Annotated in this window: 15 protein-coding genes; 7 read left to right on the top strand and 8 right to left on the bottom strand. The window is 67.4% G+C overall.

What is annotated here, in order from left to right:
* Positions 1–47: 47 nt before the first annotated feature.
* The 3 genes from ACZ48X_RS05490 to ACZ48X_RS05480 are packed head-to-tail and all read right to left on the bottom strand — an operon-like array spanning position 48 to position 4376.
* The gene (locus ACZ48X_RS05490) at positions 48–773 is read right to left on the bottom strand and encodes a hypothetical protein (RefSeq protein WP_336350107.1); all 726 of its coding nucleotides are present in this window, start codon (positions 771–773) and stop codon (positions 48–50) included.
* 52 nt (positions 774–825) lie between these two features.
* Positions 826–1923 (bottom strand): DNA topoisomerase IV subunit A, encoded by a 1098-nt coding sequence (locus tag ACZ48X_RS05485; RefSeq protein ID WP_336350108.1) that lies wholly within the window; start codon positions 1921–1923, stop codon positions 826–828.
* A gap of 2 nt (positions 1924–1925) precedes the next feature.
* On the bottom strand, positions 1926–4376 hold the full coding sequence (locus tag ACZ48X_RS05480) for a DNA topoisomerase VI subunit B (RefSeq protein WP_336351107.1): 2451 nt from the start codon (positions 4374–4376) through the stop codon (positions 1926–1928).
* 379 nt (positions 4377–4755) lie between these two features.
* Between ACZ48X_RS05480 and gyrB the strand changes: the two genes are divergently transcribed.
* Genes gyrB through ACZ48X_RS05465 form a run of 3 tightly spaced genes read left to right on the top strand, consistent with a single transcriptional unit; the run spans position 4756 to position 10292 of the window.
* Positions 4756–6681, top strand: coding sequence for a DNA topoisomerase (ATP-hydrolyzing) subunit B (gyrB, locus tag ACZ48X_RS05475; RefSeq protein ID WP_336350109.1), 1926 nt, complete (start codon positions 4756–4758; stop codon positions 6679–6681).
* Positions 6678–9164, top strand: a complete 2487-nt coding sequence (gene gyrA, locus ACZ48X_RS05470; RefSeq protein WP_336350110.1) for a DNA gyrase subunit A — start codon at positions 6678–6680, stop codon at positions 9162–9164. Before gyrB ends, gyrA begins: the two co-directional genes overlap by 4 nt.
* A gap of 54 nt (positions 9165–9218) precedes the next feature.
* A complete protein-coding gene (locus tag ACZ48X_RS05465) occupies positions 9219–10292 on the top strand; it encodes a ferredoxin--NADP reductase (RefSeq protein ID WP_336350111.1) in 1074 nt (357 codons plus the stop codon).
* A 39-nt stretch (positions 10293–10331) separates the two neighbouring features.
* Here ACZ48X_RS05465 and ACZ48X_RS05460 read toward each other — a convergent pair whose 3' ends face one another.
* Both ACZ48X_RS05460 and rocF read right to left on the bottom strand, forming a co-directional pair.
* Positions 10332–11144: a GIDE domain-containing protein gene (locus ACZ48X_RS05460; protein WP_336350112.1), complete on the bottom strand. Its 813-nt coding sequence runs from the start codon at positions 11142–11144 to the stop codon at positions 10332–10334.
* 100 nt (positions 11145–11244) lie between these two features.
* Positions 11245–12174, bottom strand: coding sequence for an arginase (gene rocF, locus ACZ48X_RS05455; RefSeq protein WP_336350113.1), 930 nt, complete (start codon positions 12172–12174; stop codon positions 11245–11247).
* A gap of 151 nt (positions 12175–12325) precedes the next feature.
* On the opposite strand from rocF, the gene ACZ48X_RS05450 reads away from it, so the two are divergent.
* Both ACZ48X_RS05450 and ACZ48X_RS05445 read left to right on the top strand, forming a co-directional pair.
* Positions 12326–12742, top strand: coding sequence for a hypothetical protein (locus ACZ48X_RS05450; RefSeq protein ID WP_336350114.1), 417 nt, complete (start codon positions 12326–12328; stop codon positions 12740–12742).
* A gap of 125 nt (positions 12743–12867) precedes the next feature.
* Positions 12868–13239, top strand: a complete 372-nt coding sequence (locus tag ACZ48X_RS05445) for a hypothetical protein (RefSeq protein ID WP_336350115.1) — start codon at positions 12868–12870, stop codon at positions 13237–13239.
* Positions 13240–13274: 35 nt separating this feature from the next.
* On the opposite strand, the gene ACZ48X_RS05440 is transcribed toward ACZ48X_RS05445, so the two are convergent.
* Entirely contained in the window at positions 13275–14210 is a 936-nt protein-coding gene (locus tag ACZ48X_RS05440) for an NAD-dependent epimerase/dehydratase family protein (protein ID WP_336350116.1), read from the bottom strand.
* Between the two features lie 117 nt (positions 14211–14327).
* Between ACZ48X_RS05440 and ACZ48X_RS05435 the strand changes: the two genes are divergently transcribed.
* Positions 14328–14861, top strand: coding sequence for an HTH domain-containing protein (locus ACZ48X_RS05435; RefSeq protein ID WP_336350117.1), 534 nt, complete (start codon positions 14328–14330; stop codon positions 14859–14861).
* A gap of 114 nt (positions 14862–14975) precedes the next feature.
* Complete coding sequence (locus ACZ48X_RS05430; RefSeq protein ID WP_336350118.1) at positions 14976–16145, top strand: NAD(P)/FAD-dependent oxidoreductase; 1170 nt, start codon at positions 14976–14978, stop codon at positions 16143–16145.
* A 324-nt stretch (positions 16146–16469) separates the two neighbouring features.
* On the opposite strand, the gene ACZ48X_RS05425 is transcribed toward ACZ48X_RS05430, so the two are convergent.
* Positions 16470–17291 (bottom strand): nucleoside phosphorylase, encoded by an 822-nt coding sequence (locus tag ACZ48X_RS05425; protein ID WP_336350119.1) that lies wholly within the window; start codon positions 17289–17291, stop codon positions 16470–16472.
* 102 nt (positions 17292–17393) lie between these two features.
* A complete protein-coding gene (cdd, locus tag ACZ48X_RS05420; RefSeq protein ID WP_336350120.1) occupies positions 17394–17792 on the bottom strand; it encodes a cytidine deaminase in 399 nt (132 codons plus the stop codon).
* Between the last annotated feature and the right edge of the window lie 105 nt (positions 17793–17897).

Below are 17897 nucleotides of genomic sequence, written 5' to 3'. Positions count from 1 at the left end.
AGGTGCCGCTCTCCATCGGACCCTCGGATGGCAGTGTTGGGGCGTTATCAGTTCTCCTCGTATGAGACGAGGGTGAGCGACATCTCGAGGGTGCCGTCTTCGCCGTAGTACGCGGCGTAGGGTGCGAGGCCGAGGTCGGGCGAGAAGCACGCTTCGTGGAACACCGAGTCGTTGATCTTCATCTCGCTCGTCCAGCAGTCGACGCCGGCGATGGTGTCGGTGCCGGTGACGGCGAAGCTCGCGGAGCCCTGCGGGGTGGAGTACGACCACTTCGTGCCCGTGGAGAGGTCGCGGCCCTCGTACCAGACGGCGGGCTGGGACATCGTCGTCACGAGGACGATGCCGCCGGGGTTCGTGAAGAACTGCTGGGCGACGGTGTCCTTCGTGCCGGTGGCGGTCGTCTCGTAGCGCTCGTCGCCCATCTCGTAGATGAGGGTGACGGTGTACTCGCCGTCGTCGACGGATTCGACGTCCCAGACGATGGTGCCCTCGCCGTCGTCCTCCATGAACACGTCGTACTCGTAGCGAGCGGGCGTGTCGAACGCGAACGGCTCCCATTCCCCGGAGACCGCGTCACCGCCGTCTGAGCTATCCGGTGCGTCGCCGTCGCTCGAATCGCCGCCATCGCCACCGTCTCCCGCGCCGTCACCGGACCCGCCGTCATCGGCGCCGTCGCCACTGCTCCCGTCGGATTCGGGGGCGCCACCGCCGCCGCTGAGGCAGCCTGCGGTGAGGACGAGCAGTGCGACGACGAGGACGAACCTGGCCTTCATGCCAGCTAGACGACGCCAGAAAAGATAATACTACGTATGTGTTGGCTTGGCGTCAGATGACGCCCATCTCGTCGAGGCGCTCCGGGAGATACGTCTCCGTCACGAAGTCCAGCCCGCGCGCCGCCAAGGCCTGCTGCTCCGCCTTCTTCCCGATGTCGAGCTGGAGCTCGATCTGCTCGGTCCAGAACTCGTCCTGGAACCGCGGGTCCTCCAGCTCGCTCTCCAGCGCGTTCACGTCCGAATCACCGAGCGGGTCCGTCGGCAGGTCGTACTCGACGATGTCCTCCGGACGGATACCCACGAACTGCGCCTCCGGCGTCGCCAGGTACTCCGAGAGGTGCGCGGACTTGATAGAGCCATAGGACACCGACCCGAAGATGCGGTACGACCACGGGTCGCCGTCAGTGAACACCATCACCGGCAGCCCGAGTTCGTCGTGCAGGCGCTTCGTGATGCGCCGCGTCGCCCGCGCCGGCTGCCCTTTGAGGTGCACGACCATGCAGTTGTACTCCGTATCGAACCCGTTCTCCACGAGTCGGTCGCGCATCCCACCGGTCTCCACGCACATCACGAAGTCGATGTCGTGGTCGAGGAACTCGATCGTGTCCGGGTTGTTCGGGATCTGGTAGCCGCCCTCGCCGACGTCCTTCTGGCAGTGGATGACGCGCTCGCCGCGACGCGTCTGCTCGCGCAACTCCAGCGGCCCGATGAGCGTCGCCCCGGACTCCTCGGGACGCATGTGGAAGTCCTCCCGCTTCACGTCGCTCACGATCTCGAGGTCCTCCACGAGCTTGTTCGACTCGTCCTGCCCGTTGAACTGCGCCTCCTCGTTGTCCCACGACTCAGAGAGGTAGTACAGTTCACGCAGCGTCGACGAGCGGTCCTCCTCGAGCTGGCGCGCGAGGAACTCGATCGTGTACGCCGCCTTCAGGAGCTTGCGGGCACCACGCACCGAGTTCGCCGACCGCGTCGACGTCCGGTCGCCGTACACCCACACGTGCTTGTCCTCGTCGAAGACGATGTTGCTCTTCGTCCGCGTCGGCAACGTCATCTCCGGGATGTCGCCGCGCTCGAACTGGTCGTAGAACTCCGCCGCCAGGTCCACGAGCTTCTGTCGGGCCTCCGCGTTCGAATCCTGTGTATCGCTCATTGTCAGTCACTCACCGTCAGCTTCGGGCCCTCGACCTCAGAGACCGACAGGTCCAGGGTCGCGTCCGTCTCGACCGTGTACGTCAGGCGGGCCTCCTCGCCCGCCGGGACGTCCGGCGTCCACTTCACGAACCACTCGCCGTCCATCTCGACGACGTTCGCACCGTCGCTCACGTCACGCGGCTCGCGGTCGACGATGTCCGTCACGTCCGGCGACTCCGACCGGTCGGAGTGATTCTCGACCACCACCGTCACCGTCTGCTCGCCGTCGCCCTCGCTCACCTCGCGCTCAACGAGGACGTTGTTCATGATGCGCGCCAAAGCGTCACCGATGTCCGGGTCCGGTCGCCCCGTCACGTCCGCGACCTTCTTCGCCATCACCGGAAGGATGTCCGCGAGGACGTTCTGCTTCTTCTGGCGCTTCCGCATCGACTGCTGCTTCTTGAGATAGGACTTCAGTTCGCGGGCGGCCTCGCGGACCGCGAGCTCGATCTCGTCCTCGATGGCCTCGACGCTCGCGACCGCGTCCTTCGACTCGCTCGTGAACGGCACGTTCGTCGACGCGACGTGCACCATGATCACGACCGGGCCGTTCGGGATGCCGCTCCCGCCGGGCTGGTCGAGGTTGTAGTTCCGCCACCCGATGCCCTTGATCGTTTGCGTGATGGCGCACCCGCCGCGCTTGTAGACGAGCGGCACGCGGTTCGCGAACCGCAGGAGGTCCGCCTGCCCTTCGGCTTCGATGTCGCCACCGTACGCGATGCCGGCCTCCGCGATGAACGGGTCGCCAGCGTGCACGTCCGCGTCGCGCGACGACGACGCGTAGAACTCCGCGTCGTACTCCTTCCGCAGCCCCGCTTCGACCTTGTCCGCGCCGATGGGCGACAGGCACGACGTCGGCGGTGCGATGATGTCCGTCTCCCGCATCCCGTGCACGAGTCGACTGACGGCGTCGCGGTCGCCGACGAGGTCGCTCACGAGCGGTGCGTCGTCCGGCACCGTCCGCATCACGCGCCAGAACGCAGTCGTGACGTTCTCGCGAGCGGTGTCGCCGAACGTCGCGTCCTCACGCTCCTCGGTCATGTCCGCGGACCGGTCGACGAACTCGCGGACCGCGTCGCGCGTGAACCGCCCGCGCCACGCGTCCGCGTCCTCCGGGTCCGGCACGAACTTCTCTGCGAGGCGCTCGGCGAACGCCCGCACCGTCTCGTCGTCCTTGCGCTTCGACGTCGCCTCGTCCGCCAGCGCGTACGCGTCGGCGATGAGGTGCTCGCTCGCGGACTGGTCGGGTTCGTTCGCGTCGAAGCCGGTGATGGCGCGCCACGCCGCGTCCACAGCGTTCTCGCGCACCGTCTCGCCGAAGTTCTTCCCGTACTCGTCCTCGACCGCTTCGGCCTCCTCGTCGACGAACCGTCGGACGTGCTGGTGCGCGACGCGGTCCATCTCCTGCACGCGGTCGGCGACCGCGTCCGCGAACGCCGCCGTCGCGTCCGCGCCCTTGTTCGACACCGCCGACGACACCGCGCGAGCGACGTCGCCGTCCTCGTGACTCGCCGGCGGCGTCCACGCCATCTCCCGCCCGAAGTGCCGGTCGCGGAACGCGTCGATGACCTTGTCCGCGGTCTTCTTCCCGACGCGCGTGAACTCCGTCTGCAGGAACCCCGACACCGTCTGGGAGTTCGTCGCGTCCAGCATCTTCAGGACGTTCCCCAACTCGACGCCGTGGGGATGCGGCTTGATCTCCTCGGTCTCCTCCGGGAGCTCGTCCGTCGCCCGCTCGAACTTGAAGTGCTCCTGGGGCTCCTTCAGCTCCAGGCGAGCGTGCGGGTTCACGACCGCCGTGTGCTTCACGTAGTCGTGGAGCTGCTGGCGAGCGCGCATGTTCCCCTCCATCTCCAGTTCGATACGCGTCCCGTGCGGGCGGTCCCACGACGTCTCGGACTCGTCGCGGATCTCCGGCTCGTTCGTGTCCGTGTCGATGACGAGCTCGAAGTACTGGGCGGTGTCGCTGCCCTGCGTGCGACTCGTCACCTTCGCCGGCTTCCCCGACGTCAACTGCGAATAGAGGACGGCCGCGGAGATACCGATACCCTGCTGGCCGCGAGACTGTTCGCGAGCGTGGAAGCGGCTCCCGTACAGGAGTTTCCCGAAGATCTTCGGTATCTGCTCCTTCGTGATACCGGGGCCGTTGTCCTCGACGACGAGCTTGTAGTAGTCACCGGCCTCCTCGATCTCGACGTAGATGTCGGGGAGGTGCCCGGCTTCCTCGGTCGCGTCGAGCGCGTTGTCCACCGCCTCCTTGACGGCTGTGACGAGCGCTCGGGCGCCCGAGTTGAACCCGAGCATCTGCTTGTTCTTCTCGAAGAACTCGGCGATGGAGATGGCGCGCTGGTTCTCAGCCAGCTCGGCGGCCATCCCCTCGTCCTCGCCGAGTGTCGACTGGAACGAGGTCATTCTGTACGGCCTCATACCTCCCGCGGGATTAAAAGCCGTTCCCTACCCGAGTGAAAGTGAAACGCCGGACGGCAGCGGGCCGAGCGCGGACGCGACGAGTGACTCGCCGCCGGGGGGTGAGGCCCCCAGCCTCGCGTCTGGCGTCGGGCCGTCGTCGTTCGCCCGACGGACTCCGCACGTAATCGTCCCATTCCTGACTGGTTTCCAGGTGGTCGATTCGGCCGCTGGCGACCCCCGAACGCGACCCAGAATCGCCAACGGAGGGCACCATTACGAATCGACTCCCTGCGCACGCTTTTCGGGGCGGTTCACGCGCGTGGGCGAGCGCGCACACGGTACCTTTATCAGTAGGTATCGTCTATGCCTGACCAGGTATTACATGTCCGAAGAAAGTGACTACAGCGCCGGACAGATCCAGGTCCTCGAGGGCCTGGAGGCCGTCCGCAAGCGTCCGGCGATGTACATCGGTTCTACAGATTCTCGGGGGCTACACCACCTGGTGTACGAGGTGGTGGACAACTCCATCGACGAGGCCCTCGCCGGTTACTGCGACTCCATCGACGTGACCATCCACGAGGACGGGTCCGTGACCGTCAGCGACGACGGCCGCGGCATCCCCGTGGACACGCACGCCGAGTACGACCGGCCGGCGCTGGAGGTCATCATGACCGTCCTCCACGCGGGCGGGAAGTTCGACAACAAGTCCTACCAGGTCTCCGGTGGCCTGCACGGCGTCGGCGTGAGCGTCGTGAACGCGCTCGCACAGCGTCTCGAGGTCGAGGTGAAACGCGAGGGCGCGGTCTGGCGCCACGCGTTCGAGCGCGGTGAACCGCAGGGCGACATGGAGCGCGTCCGCGACATGGAGCCGGGCGAGGAGAACGGGACGAGCATCCAGTTCTGGCCCGACACGGACATCTTCGACGAGACCGAGTACAAGTTCTCCACGCTCGCGAACCGCCTGCGCGAGCTCGCGTTCCTGAACTCGGGCGTCGCCATCACGCTCGACGACGAACGCAGCGACAAGTACCAGTCCTTCGAGTACGAGGGCGGCATCCGCGAGTTCGTCGAGTACCTCAACGAGACGAAGACCCCCTTGCACGAGGACGTCATCTACTTCGACGACGAGGAGGCCGTCGACGACGGCGTCATCCAGGTCGAGGTCGCGATGCAGGCGACCGACGAACTCCAGGGCTCGATCCACGCGTTCGCGAACAACATCAACACGCGCGAGGGCGGGACGCACCTGACGGGGTTCAAGACGGCGCTGACGCGGGTCGTGAACGACTACGCGACCGACCAGGGGATGCTGAAGGACCTCGACGAGAACCTCAAGGGCGAGGACATCCGCGAGGGCCTGACTGCCGTGATCTCGATCAAGCACCCGGACCCGCAGTTCGAGGGGCAGACGAAGACCAAGTTAGGTAACGGCGAGGTTCGCGGCGTCGTCGAATCGGCGATGCACGAGAACCTCGACACGTACTTCGAGGAGCATCCCGACAGCGCGAAGCAGATCGTCCGGAAGGCCGTGGAGGCGGCGAAGGCGCGGAAGGCCGCGAAGAAGGCCGAGGAGCTCACGCGCCGGAAGAGCGCGCTCGATTCGACGAGTCTCCCCGGGAAGCTCGCGGACTGCCAGACGAAGGACCCGAAGGAAGCCGAGTTGTTCATCGTGGAGGGCGACTCCGCGGGCGGGAGCGCGAAGCAGGGCCGGAACCCCGAGTTCCAGGCCATCCTCCCACTGGGTGGGAAGATCCTGAACGTCGAGAAGCACCGGCTGGATCGCGTGCTCGAGAACGAGGAGATCAGGAACATGATCACGGCGCTCGGGACGGGCGTCGGCGACGAGTTCGACGCGGACGACGTGCGTTACGAGAAGATCATCTTCATGTGCGACGCCGACGTCGACGGCGCGCACATCCGGACGCTGCTCCTGACGCTGTTCTATCGCTACATGCGGCCGCTCGTCGAAGCGGGCTACGTGTACGCGGCGCAGCCGCCGCTGTACCGCATCCGGTACAACGGGAACACGTACGACGTGATGACCGAAGCGGAGCGCGAGCAGGTCGTCGAGGAGAAGTGTAACGGGAACCCGACGCAGGTCCAGCGGTTCAAGGGCCTCGGCGAGATGAACCCCAAGCAGCTCTGGGAGACGACGATGAACCCCGAGAACCGCGTGCTGAAGCAGATCACGATCGAGGACGCGGCGGCGGCGGACAAGATGTTCTCGGTGCTGATGGGTGACGCGGTCGGGCCGCGCAAGCAGTTCATCAAGGACCACGCGACCGAGGCGGAGTGGGTGGACATATGAGTTCCGAACCAGCAGACGACCCCGACATCGGTGCGGACCGCGTGAAGCACGTCCGCATCGAGGACGAGATGGAGCAGAGCTACATCGACTACGCGATGAGCGTCATCGCGGGCCGCGCGCTCCCGGACGTCCGCGACGGCCTGAAGCCCGTTCACAGGCGCATCCTGTACGCGATGCACGAGATGGGCGTCTCCAGCCGCTCCTCGCACCGGAAGAGTTCGAGCATCGTCGGGGAGACGATGGGTGACTATCACCCCCACGGCGACCAGGCGATCTACGACACCCTGGTGGGGATGGCCCAGGACTTCTCGATGCGGTATCCGCTCGTCGACGGTCAGGGGAACTTCGGGTCGATGGACGGCGACCCGGCGGCGGCGATGCGGTACACGGAGGCGCGGATGGCGCCGATCAGCGAGGAGCTCCTCGAGGACATCGAGAAGGACACCGTGGACTTCTCGTCGAACTACGACGACCGCCTGACGGAGCCGAGCGTGCTGCCGTCGGCGTACCCGAACCTCCTCGTGAACGGGAGTACGGGTATCGCGGTCGGGATGTCGACGAAGATCCCACCCCATAATCTCGGTGAGGTCATCGACGCGACGATCGAGCTCATCGAGAACCCCGACGCGGACGTGTCGGACCTCGTGGAGCACGTGAAGGGCCCGGACTTCCCGACGGGTGCGAACATCGTCGGGAAGAACGCGGTCCGGAAGGCGTACGCGACCGGCCGCGGCCGTCTTCGCGTTCGCGCGGAGTACGAGGTCGAGGAGTGGCAGAACGGCCGGGAGCGCATCATCGTCACCGAGCTGCCGTTCCAGGAGAACAAGGCGCGGATGGTCGAGCGCATCGCGAACGACGTCAACGACGGGAAGCTCGAGGGCATCACGGACCTCCGCGACGAGTCCGACCGGAACGGCGTCCGGGTCGTCATCGAACTGAAGCGCGGCGCGAACGCGGACGTCGTCGAGAACAAGCTCCTCGAGCATCACCTCGAGAAGACGTTCGGCGTCATCAACCTCGCGCTCGTCGACGGCCAACCGCAGGTATTGACGCTCAAGGAGACGCTCGAGCACTACGTCGAGCACCGCAAGGAGGTCGTGACGCGGCGCTCGCAGTTCGAGCTCGACGAGGCCGAGGACCGCGCGCACATCCTCGAAGGCCGCCTGAAGGCCCTGGAGAACGTGGACGACGTCGTCGACCGCATCCAGGACAGCGAGGACCGCGACAGCGCGAAGGCGAACCTCCGGGAGGCCTACGACTTCAGTGAAGCGCAGGCCGAGCACATCGTCCGGATGCAGCTCGGGTCGCTCACGTCGATGGAGCGCGCCGAGATCGAGGACGAGTACGAGGGCGTGATGGAGACCATCGAGTACCTCGAATCCGTCCTGGGGAGCGAGGAGAAGCTCCTCGAGGTCATCACCGACGAGCTCCGCGAGGTAAAGGACGAGTACGACGACGACCGGCGGACGAGCTTCGTCGAGGACACCGGGACGGTCACGCACGAGGACCTCATCCCGGAGGAGGAGGTCGTCGTGGTCGTCACGGAGGACGACTACGTCAAGCGGATGCCCGTCGACCAGTTCGACGCGCAGAACCGCGGCGGGAAGGGCATCATCGGCGCGGACGTCAAGGAGGGCGACCGCGTGTCGAAGGTGTTCCGGGCGAACACGCACGATTACGTGCTCGCGTTCACCAACCACGGTCAGGTCTACCGCCTCAAGACCTACGAGATTCCGGAGGTCTCCCGCACCGCACGTGGGAAGTCCGCGGTGAACCTCCTGAAGCTCGACGACGGCGAGGAGATCACCGCCGTCGTGACGACGGACGAGTTCGAGGACGACGAGTGCGTGACGATGGTCACGCGGAACGGGTACTGCAAGCGCACGACGGGCGAGGACTTCTCGAACATCCTCTCGACGGGTATCATCGCCGCGGACCTCGACGAGGACGACGCGCTCGTCGACGTGGAGGTCACGGACGGGTCGAAGGACCTCGTCATCGCGACCGAGGGCGGGATGACGATCCGGTTCGACGAGCAGGAGGTGCGGACGATGGGTCGGAACGCCCGCGGCGTGCGCGGCATCGACCTCGAGGACGACGACAAGGTCGCGGGCCTGGTCGCGACCGACCACGAGGACGACAAGAGCCTCCTGACCGTCACGGAGAACGGGTACGGGAAGCGCACGCGACTCGCGAACTACCGCCAGCAGGGCCGGTACGGGAAGGGCCTCATCGACATCAAGACGAACGACCGGAACGGTCGCGTGACGAGCGTGAAGGCGGTCGAAGACGACGACGACCTGGTCGTGATGAGCGACCAGGGCCAGATCATGATAACGCACGCGAGCGACGTGAGCCTCGTCGGTCGGAACACGATGGGCGTCACCATCATGGACCTCGACGACGGCGACAACGTCGCGAGCGTCGACGTCCTCCCGGCCGCGACCGGTGCGGCCGACGCCGTGGACGCTGCAGACGACTGACCGACCGGGAGTCCTCCCGGTGTCTTTTCGTGAACGCCTCGAGTAGGCAGCGGCATGGACGTACCCGAGCACCTCGGGCATCACGAGGCCGCGGAGGCCCTGCCGCTCGTGACGGAGTCGGCGGTGGTGACGGAGGTGGCGGCGATGGACGAGAACCGAACCGAAGCCGTCGAGGACGCGCTCGCGGCGCTGTTCGAGCGCAACGGCGTCGGCGACTGGTATCGGGACGCGACGCGCGACGACGACGAGGGCCTGCAGGGGTCGGACGTGGACTGGGACGGCGTCGAGGAGCGGGCCGCCGACGCCGGGTTCGCTGACGCGGATCTGGACGCGCTCGGGGACCTCGTCGCGCGCCACGAGCGCCCGTACCCGTCGCTGCTTCGGGTTCGCGTGCGCGTCGACGACGACGTCGAGTTCTCGTTCGCGCCCGGCCAGTACGCGACCGTGACGTTCGACGGGCACCCGCGGCCGTACTCCATCGCGAGCTCGCCGACCGCCGACGAACTCGAGTTCTGCATCCGCAGGGTCCCCGGCGGGACGCTCACGAGCGACGTCTTCCAGTACCTCGAGGTCGGCGATACTGTCACGGTTCGGGGCCCGAACGGCGAGATGGTACTCGACGACCCGAGCGAGCGCGACGTCGCGTTCCTCGCCACCGGCACGGGCGTCGCGCCGTTCAAGTCGATGGTGGACTACCTCTACGAGACCGGGCGGCACGTCGTCGACGGGCACGAGCGCGACGTCTGGCTGTTCCTCGGCGCCGCCTACGAGGACGACCTCGCGTACCGCGACGCGTTCCGCGCGCTCGACCGCGAGCACGACGGCTTCCACTTCGTGCCGACGCTCACGCGCGAACGCCACCTCGGCGAGTGGCGTGGCGAGACCGAGTACGTCCAGCGCGTCCTCCTCAAGTACGTCGCCGACGACGCCGTGGACGCGAGCGCGCTCCCCGACGGCCTGCGCGAGTACGCGACCGGGGAACCCGCGCTCGACGTCGACGCGCGTATCGACCCCGAGAACGTCGACGTGTACGCCTGTGGCGTCACCGCGATGGTCGAGCAACTCGTCGACGCGACGCGCGCAATCGGCGTCCCCGACGACCGAACGCAGTTCGAGGGGTTCGGGTAGCGCCAGCGCGACTCCGCCGGTGCGTCAGGCGCTTTCGTGTCACCCGAGTAGGGCTCCGGAGAGGACGTAAAGCGGTATCGCCGAGAACAGCGCGCCGAAGAGGAGCGACCCGACCCCGAGCTTGAGGTGCCGCCACTCGGCCTCGCCTTCGCCGGCGTCCGCGACGACGAACGGCGCGCCGAACAGGCTCCCGAATCGACCGCCGTCGTTCGCGTCCACGACCGTCGGCGACTCGCCGTCGACGGCCGTCGTCGGCTCCGCGCGTCCCGCCGCGTACGCGCTCTCGCCGGGGTCGAGGCGGCGCTCGGTGAACCGATGCCGGTCGCCGCCGATGGAGATGCCCGCGACGTCGAACGACGCGGTGTCGTGGTCGAGGTCGTCCTCCCGTGCGAGGAACGCCCGGACGCGCGCCGGCGGCTGCTCGTCGTTCCCGACGACGATCCGGTAGTCGCGGTCCACGGACAGGCCGGCTTCGGTCGGTTTCACGCCGACGGTCCCGGTCTCGTCGGTGACGAGGAACGGGACGGTCCGCGTTCCACTGGCTTTCGTCTGCCAGTTCGACCCGTCGTCGTCGGCGTGGTAGCGCTCCACCTCGAACTCGTAGGCGAGGCACTCCTCGCCGGAGAACGGCGCCTCGAGCGTCCGCGGCCCCGGCGCGGCCTCGCCCTCGACCTCGACGAGTCCGGAGCCGACGGCGTGCGCGTCCGTCGGCGTCATCGACTTCAACTGGACGTACGTCCGGAGGTTCGCGACGCCGTACGCGGCGACGCCGAGGCCGACGAGGAGGAACATGCTCAGGAACGCCAGCGGCAGCAGGTTCCCGCCCCCGAGCTGAACGAGCGGTGCGAACATACCACTACACTCACACGTCCCGTGGAAATATGTTGGGGCGGACCGACGACCGCCGACGCCAGCGCCCCCGTCGGGAACCACCACTACCGGTCGAATCCCGTCACTCCCGGCCGAGGATGCGCTTCCCGAGCGCGCTCGCGGCGAGCTCCGTCGCGAGGTGCGCGGTCTCGTTGTGCTCGTCGAGGATGGGGTTCACCTCGACGGCCTCCATCGACCGCAGCGAGTCGTGCTCGCGGTCGTGCTCCGCGACGATCTCCATCGCGCGATGCGCCTCGCGGTACGTGACGCCGCCGCGGACGGGCGTCCCGACGCCCGGCGCCTCGTTCGGGTCGAGCCAGTCCAGGTCGAGGCTGACGTGGACGCCATCGACGCCGTCGCTCGCGATCGCCATCGCGCGCTCGGTGATCTCGTCGATGCCGTGCTCGTCGATGTCGCTCATCGTGAACGCCGTCCCCGCCGAATCGCGGACGTCCGCAGCCTCCTGGTCGTCGACGCTCCGCAATCCGACCCAGACGACGTTCTCCGGGTTCAGGCGCGGGGCGGTCGCCCAGTCCACGCCCGCGAAGTCGCGGTGCCCGAGCGCCGCCGCGAGCGGCATCCCGTGGACGTTCCCGCTCGGGGACGTCGACGGCGCGTTCAGGTCCGCGTGCGCGTCGAACCACACCGTCCCGATGTCGGCGTCAGCCGCCGCACCGCGCAGCGACCCGATGGCGACGGAGTGGTCGCCGCCGACGACCAGCGGCGTCGCACCGCCCGCGATGGTCGCCTCGACCTCCTCGGCGAGCTCGTGACTCACGGCCTCGATCTCCTCGACGAACTTCGCGTTCCCCTCCTCTGGCACGCGCTTGTCCGCGTCCTGGGTCTCCGCCGGCGGCGCGGTCACGTCGCCGACGTCGGTACAGGACACGCCGGCGTCCTCCAGTTGGTCGGCCAGCCCAGCGTACCGGATCGCGGACGGCCCCATGTCCACGCCCCGTCGGTTCGCGCCGTAGTCCGTCGGTGCTCCGATGATACGCGCCTGCTTCGTCATGTCCAGCCGTACTCGCGGTCCCCGTATCAAACCCCTCGTTCCGCCCGGCCGACCAGCTAGGACTCGGGCTCCGACTCGAAGCCCGCGGGTGACGAAAACGCGCGTTTGACGTACCGAGCGTTTTTACCCACTCTCCGTGGTACGTGGCGGCATGACGACGGCAGGTCGCTACGAGGGGTGGGCGTACGCGCCGCTTCGGTTCGCGGTCTGGGTGCTCGCCGCCATCTACCTCGGACGCATCGGCTACGACAACACGCTCTACGACCTCGAACAGCTCACGGCGCTCCACGTCGTCGTGCGAACGCTCTCCATCGCGATCACGCTCGCGTTCGTCTACTGGAACGTGTTCATCGTCCCCGCGCAACTCCGCGGCATCATCTGGGCGACCGTCGCGCTCCTCGCCGGCGCCGTCCTCGTCTGGAAGTCCGTCATCGAGACCGGCGTCGAGTACCACGACGCCCGCGACCCCCTCAAGCGCCGAGCAGCACGCGACCAGGACGCCGACCCGCTCGACCTCGGCGGCCGCGTCGCCGGGAGACGACTCGGCGACACCACGGACGACGACTGACACGGTGGCCCCACGCCGTACGACAGGTCGACGACGCCACGACTAGCCAGTACGGCAGGTCGACGACCCCACCACTAGCCAGTACGGCACGTGTTTTTAGGGTCCGGGCGCGAACGCTCCCGTAGATGCCGCGCACGCACCAGTACGGCGGGTGGGAGTACGCACCGCTCCGACTCGCGGTGTGGATACTCGCCGCCGTCTACCTCGGTCGCGTCCACTACAACAACACGCTCTGGGACCTCAGACAGCTCTCCGCGGTCGAGTTCGCCGCCAAGACCCTCGCCATCGCGGTCGTCCTCGCGTTCGCGTACTGGAACGTCGCGCTCGCCGACCCCGACATGATGGCGATGATCTGGGGTGTCTCCTTGTTCTTCGCCGCGAAGGTCCTCCTCGTCGCCGGCGTCATCAGACTCGGCGGCGCGCTCGCGGACTACGAGGAACGAAAGGAACGACGCCGGTTCGAAGCCGCGACCGTCTCCAACGCCGACGACGATTGAGCGTCACGCGACGCCCACACCGAGACCTTCCGCGGTCAGTTCTCGAGATACGGCTCGCACACTAGCTCCATGCCCTCGCGGAACGACACCTCGGGCTCCCAGCCGGTCGCCTCGTGCATCTTCGAGTAGTCCGCCATCGTGTGCTGGACGAACACGCTCTCGTCGATGGGGTTCTCGACGTGCTCGGGTTCGACGTCCGCGCCGAGGACGTCGTTCAGCGCGTCGACGACCTCGTTCGCGGTGTACTGCTCGCCCGTCCCGAGGTTGTAGATGCCCGTGAGTTCGTGGTCGGCCGCCAGCTCGCAGCCACGGACGATGTCGGAGACGTGCGTGAGGTCACGCGAGTGCGTGCCGTCACCGTAGATGACGGGGGACTCGCCGTTCGCGATGTCGTCCGCGAACTGCGCGACGATGTTCGCGAACTCGCCCTTGTGCGCCTCCGCGCCCCGGTAGCCCTGGTACACCGAGAAGAACCGCATGCCGGCGCAGGACATCCCGTGGTAGTTCGAGAAGTACTCGGCGTACCGCTCGCGAGCGAGCTTCGACGCCTCGTAGCCCGTGTTCGCTTCGACGGCCATCGTCTCCGGGGACGGCTCCGTCCGGTTCCCGTAGATGGACGACGTCGTCGCGTACACGACCGTGTCACAGCCCGCCTGCCGGCACTGCTCGACCGTGTTCGCGAACCCCTCGACGTTCACGCGCAGCCCGCGGATGAGGTTCTCGCGGGAGTCCTCGTGCATCTTCAGCGACGACAACGCCGCGAGGTGGAAGCAGACGTCGACGTCCTCGACCGGGAGGTCGTCGTCGAGCACGCTCCGCTCGACGTACTCGACGTCGTCGTCGAGGTTCTCCGGCGTCCCGAGGTAGCCGTCGTCGAGCGCGACGACGTCGTTGTCCGCCGCGAGGTGATTCGCGAGGTTCGATCCGATGAAGCCTCCGCCGCCCGTCACGAGGACTCGTTTGTCTTGCATACCGGGAACCCCATTACGAACGGACAAATCATTGTCGTTCCGCGTGCACCGACGTGGGCCGCAAGCCGGCGTCGGGGTCCCCACGGTTTTAAGGCCGGACGTGACCTACGCGACGCTATGTCGTCGATCGAACTCACCCCGAGTCAGAAGAACATCCTGCAGGCGCTCATCAACCTGCACAGAGAGAAAGAAGACGCCATCAAGGGCGAGGACATCGCCACGCAGGTCGACCGGAACGCGGGCACCATCCGCAATCAGATGCAGTCCCTGAAAGCACTCCAGCTCGTCGAGGGCGTCCCCGGCCCCAAGGGCGGGTACAAGCCGACCGCGGCCGCCTACGAGGCCCTCGAGATCCAGCAGATGGACGAACCCGCGACGGTCCCGCTCACGCACGAAGGCGAGTCCATCGAGGACGTCATCGTCGACGAGATCGACCTGTCGTCGGTCCACCACCCCGAGCTGTGTCGCGCCGAGATCCACCTCCAGGGGTCGGTCCGGGACATCCACGAAGGCGACGCGGTGACGGTCGGCCCGACGCCGCTCTCGAAGCTCGTCATCGAGGGGACCGTCGACGGGAAGGACGACACGAACAACATCATCATCCTCCGCATCGACAACATGGTCGCGCCCGCGGAGGACCCCGAGCACTGACCGAGCCGTCGCTCGGCCGCGACGACACGAACCGCCCATAATCGGGGTGACAACGTATCGCACGACGACTCGCGTTTCAACACCTTTGTACCGGAGGGTTACTGACGAGACGATATGGCTACGAACGTCACCGTGCTCGGCGCCGGCTACGCAGGCGCTGGCGCGGTCAAGGAACTCCAGAAACGCGCCGGCTCCGACGTCTCCATCACGTGGGTCGCTGACGTCGACTATCACCTCGTTCTGCACGAGTCCCACCGTATCATCCGGGAGCCGTCGGTCGCGGAGAAGATCAAGATTCCCGTGCGCGAGATCGCCGACCACAGCACGGAGTTCGTTCGCGGCGAGGTCGTCGGCCTCGACGAGGACGCGCGCGAGGTCGAACTCGACGACGGTGACGTCATCGAGTACGACTACTGTCTCGTCGCACTCGGCAGCCAGACGGCGTTCTTCGGTATCGAGGGCCTCGAAGAGCACTCGCTCACGCTGAAGTCCGCGGACGACGCGCTCGCCATCCACGACGCCGTCAGCGACGCCGCGGCGGACGCGACGCGGAGCGACCCGGCGGACGTCATCGTCGGCGGCGCCGGGCTCTCGGGCATCCAGACCGCGGCGGAGATCGCGAAGTTCCGCGACGAGAAGCGCGCACCCATCGACATCCACCTCGTCGAAGGGCTGGACTCGATCTTCCCCGGGAACGACCCCGAGGTCCAGGGCGCACTGAAGAAGCGCCTCGAGGCACTCGACATCAACATCCTCACGGGCGAGTTCATCGGCGAGGTCGACGAGGAGACGGTCTACATCGGCGAGGACGCCGAGATGGAGTACGACGTCCTCCTCTGGACCGGTGGCATCACGGGCCGCGACGCGCTCGACGAGACCGACGTCGACAAGGAACACAACCGGTTCCAGACCGGACAGGACTTCCAGACGACCGACGACCGCGTGTTCGCCGTCGGCGACTCCGCGCTCATCGAGCAGCCCGGCGACGACCCGGCACCGCCGACCGCGCAGGCCGCGTGGGGCGCCGCCGACGTCGCCGCCGAGAACGTCGTTCGCGCCATCGAAGGCCGCCGCTTGACGTCGTGGGTGCACGAGGACAAGGGGACCGTCATCAGCGTCGGCGACAAGGCCGTCGCGCACGACGTCAAGGCGTTCGGCGTGAGCGCGCCGGTGACGACGTTCGGTGGCTTCCCCGCGAAGAACCTGAAGAAGGCGATCGCTGCACGCTGGATCGCGGACGTCGCCGGCTACGGCCGCGCCGCCTCCGCCTGGAGCATGCTCTAACGGACAGTCGAACGACGCTTCTTTCGCTTCTCTCTCGGACCGAGCGTTCAAGTACGGAGCCGCGGCCACGGTCGGCGTGCACTAGCCGTTCGCGACGCGAGGGCCGAGGCCGGAGCGCGACGACCCCTCGCGGCGACTCCCACGAGTAGAATCCGTCGACGACCACGATACTGTCGACGACCGTCGCCTGTTCGCCAAAAGACCCGCACTCGAATGGCGGTCAGTCGACCCGCACTCGAATGGCTGTCAGTCGACCCGCACTCGAATGGCTGTCAGTCGACCCGCACTCGAATGGCTGTCAGTCGACCCGCACTCGAATGGCCGTCAGTCGAGCGAGAGGCCGGGATGCCAGTGGTCGACGCCCGCCTCGGCCTTCGCTTCGTCCATCTTCCGGAGGAGCTTCACCGCGAGACTCGCGGTCTCCGCGGCGCGCGACTCGCCTTCCGTCCGGAACTCGCCGGTGACGCGGTTCGCGTACACCGAGCAGACCGCGCCTGCCCGGAGCCCGTACACGTTCGCGAGCGTGAGGATGGCGGCGGCCTCCATCTCGATGTTCTTCACGTTCGCGTCCTGGAGCTCCTCGACGAGCGAGTCCGCGCCCGCGGCCTCGAACCCCTCGAACCCCGGGCGGCCCTGGCCCGCGTAGAAGCTGTCCGCGCTCATCGTGAGCCCCGTATGGTAGTCGTAGTCGAGGCGTTCGGCGGCGGCGACGAGCGCCGCGACGACCTCGTGGTCCGCGACCGCCGGGTAGTCCTCGCGGACGTACTCGTCGCTCGTCCCCTCCTGGCGGACCGCGCCCGTCGTGATGACGAGGTCGCCGACGTCCATCTCCGGCTGGATAGCGCCACACGACCCGACGCGGATGTACGTCTCCACGCCGACGCGAGCGAGCTCCTCGACCGCGATAGCGGCGCTCGGCGACCCGATACCCGTCGACGTCACCGAAATCTCGGCGCCGTCGTAGTGCCCGGTTGCGGTCCGGTACTCGCGGTGGTACGCTCGCTCCTCGTGGTCGTCCCAGAGCGCGGTGATCTTGTCGACGCGCTCGGGGTTCCCCGGGAGGAGGACGGCGTCGCTCACGTCCTCCGGGCCGACCTCGACGTGGTACTGTACGTCCGCGTTCGGGTCCTCGCTGTCGCCAGTCATACCCTGCTCGTAGCGCGAGCCAGCGTAAAAGGCTACTGCGTCGGGCTGACCGGGACGTCGCCGTCTCCGGCGGCTTTCGAGGCAGCCACGGTTCGTCGGCGACTACTTGCCGAGGGTCTCCGGTCCGATGGTCTCCGGGAGCAGGTCGCCGAGGCGGTGCTCGCGGATGCCGTCCTCGCCGGCGTCACAGAGCACGCGGAAGTCCTCGTCGCAGAACTCGGCGAGCGTCTGCCGGCACATCCCGCACGGCGTCACCGCGTCGCGGTTCCCCGAGGACACCGCGACCACCGCGAACTCGCGGTGGCCGTCCTTGAGCGCTTCCGCGACGGCGACCTCCTCGGCGTGCAGACTGTTCGAGTAGTTCGCGTTCTCCAGGTTGCAGCCGACGTACACCTCGCCGTCGGCGGTCTCCAGTGCCGCGCCGACGCGGTACTCCGAGTACGGTACGTACGCCTCCGACTGAACGTCCCTGGCGGCTTCAATGAGTTCCTCGTCGTCCATGTCTCCATGGATTCCGTCCACGGGCAAGTAACCCATCGGTGTCCTGTGGCCGATTGGTGTCACGTTACCGCGGCCGACCCGTCGAAGTCGCTGGGTTTTCTGGCC

Source organism: Halorubellus litoreus, from assembly GCF_055378595.1.
Note: the sequence above shows the minus strand (reverse complement) of the source record. Positions and strands in the feature narration are given on the sequence as shown.

Coding starts and splice junctions, on each gene's coding strand:
- gyrB (WP_336350109.1), top strand. CDS start 4,756: ATGTCCGAAGAAAGTGACTACAGCGCCGGACAGATCCAGGTCCTCGAG.
- ACZ48X_RS05440 (WP_336350116.1), bottom strand. CDS start 14,210: ATGCAAGACAAACGAGTCCTCGTGACGGGCGGCGGAGGCTTCATCGGA.
- ACZ48X_RS05485 (WP_336350108.1), bottom strand. CDS start 1,923: ATGAGCGATACACAGGATTCGAACGCGGAGGCCCGACAGAAGCTCGTG.
- ACZ48X_RS05490 (WP_336350107.1), bottom strand. CDS start 773: ATGAAGGCCAGGTTCGTCCTCGTCGTCGCACTGCTCGTCCTCACCGCA.
- ACZ48X_RS05445 (WP_336350115.1), top strand. CDS start 12,868: ATGCCGCGCACGCACCAGTACGGCGGGTGGGAGTACGCACCGCTCCGA.
- rocF (WP_336350113.1), bottom strand. CDS start 12,174: ATGACGAAGCAGGCGCGTATCATCGGAGCACCGACGGACTACGGCGCG.
- ACZ48X_RS05425 (WP_336350119.1), bottom strand. CDS start 17,291: ATGACTGGCGACAGCGAGGACCCGAACGCGGACGTACAGTACCACGTC.
- ACZ48X_RS05450 (WP_336350114.1), top strand. CDS start 12,326: ATGACGACGGCAGGTCGCTACGAGGGGTGGGCGTACGCGCCGCTTCGG.
- ACZ48X_RS05430 (WP_336350118.1), top strand. CDS start 14,976: ATGGCTACGAACGTCACCGTGCTCGGCGCCGGCTACGCAGGCGCTGGC.
- ACZ48X_RS05435 (WP_336350117.1), top strand. CDS start 14,328: ATGTCGTCGATCGAACTCACCCCGAGTCAGAAGAACATCCTGCAGGCG.
- ACZ48X_RS05480 (WP_336351107.1), bottom strand. CDS start 4,376: ATGACCTCGTTCCAGTCGACACTCGGCGAGGACGAGGGGATGGCCGCC.
- cdd (WP_336350120.1), bottom strand. CDS start 17,792: ATGGACGACGAGGAACTCATTGAAGCCGCCAGGGACGTTCAGTCGGAG.
- gyrA (WP_336350110.1), top strand. CDS start 6,678: ATGAGTTCCGAACCAGCAGACGACCCCGACATCGGTGCGGACCGCGTG.
- ACZ48X_RS05460 (WP_336350112.1), bottom strand. CDS start 11,144: ATGTTCGCACCGCTCGTTCAGCTCGGGGGCGGGAACCTGCTGCCGCTG.
- ACZ48X_RS05465 (WP_336350111.1), top strand. CDS start 9,219: ATGGACGTACCCGAGCACCTCGGGCATCACGAGGCCGCGGAGGCCCTG.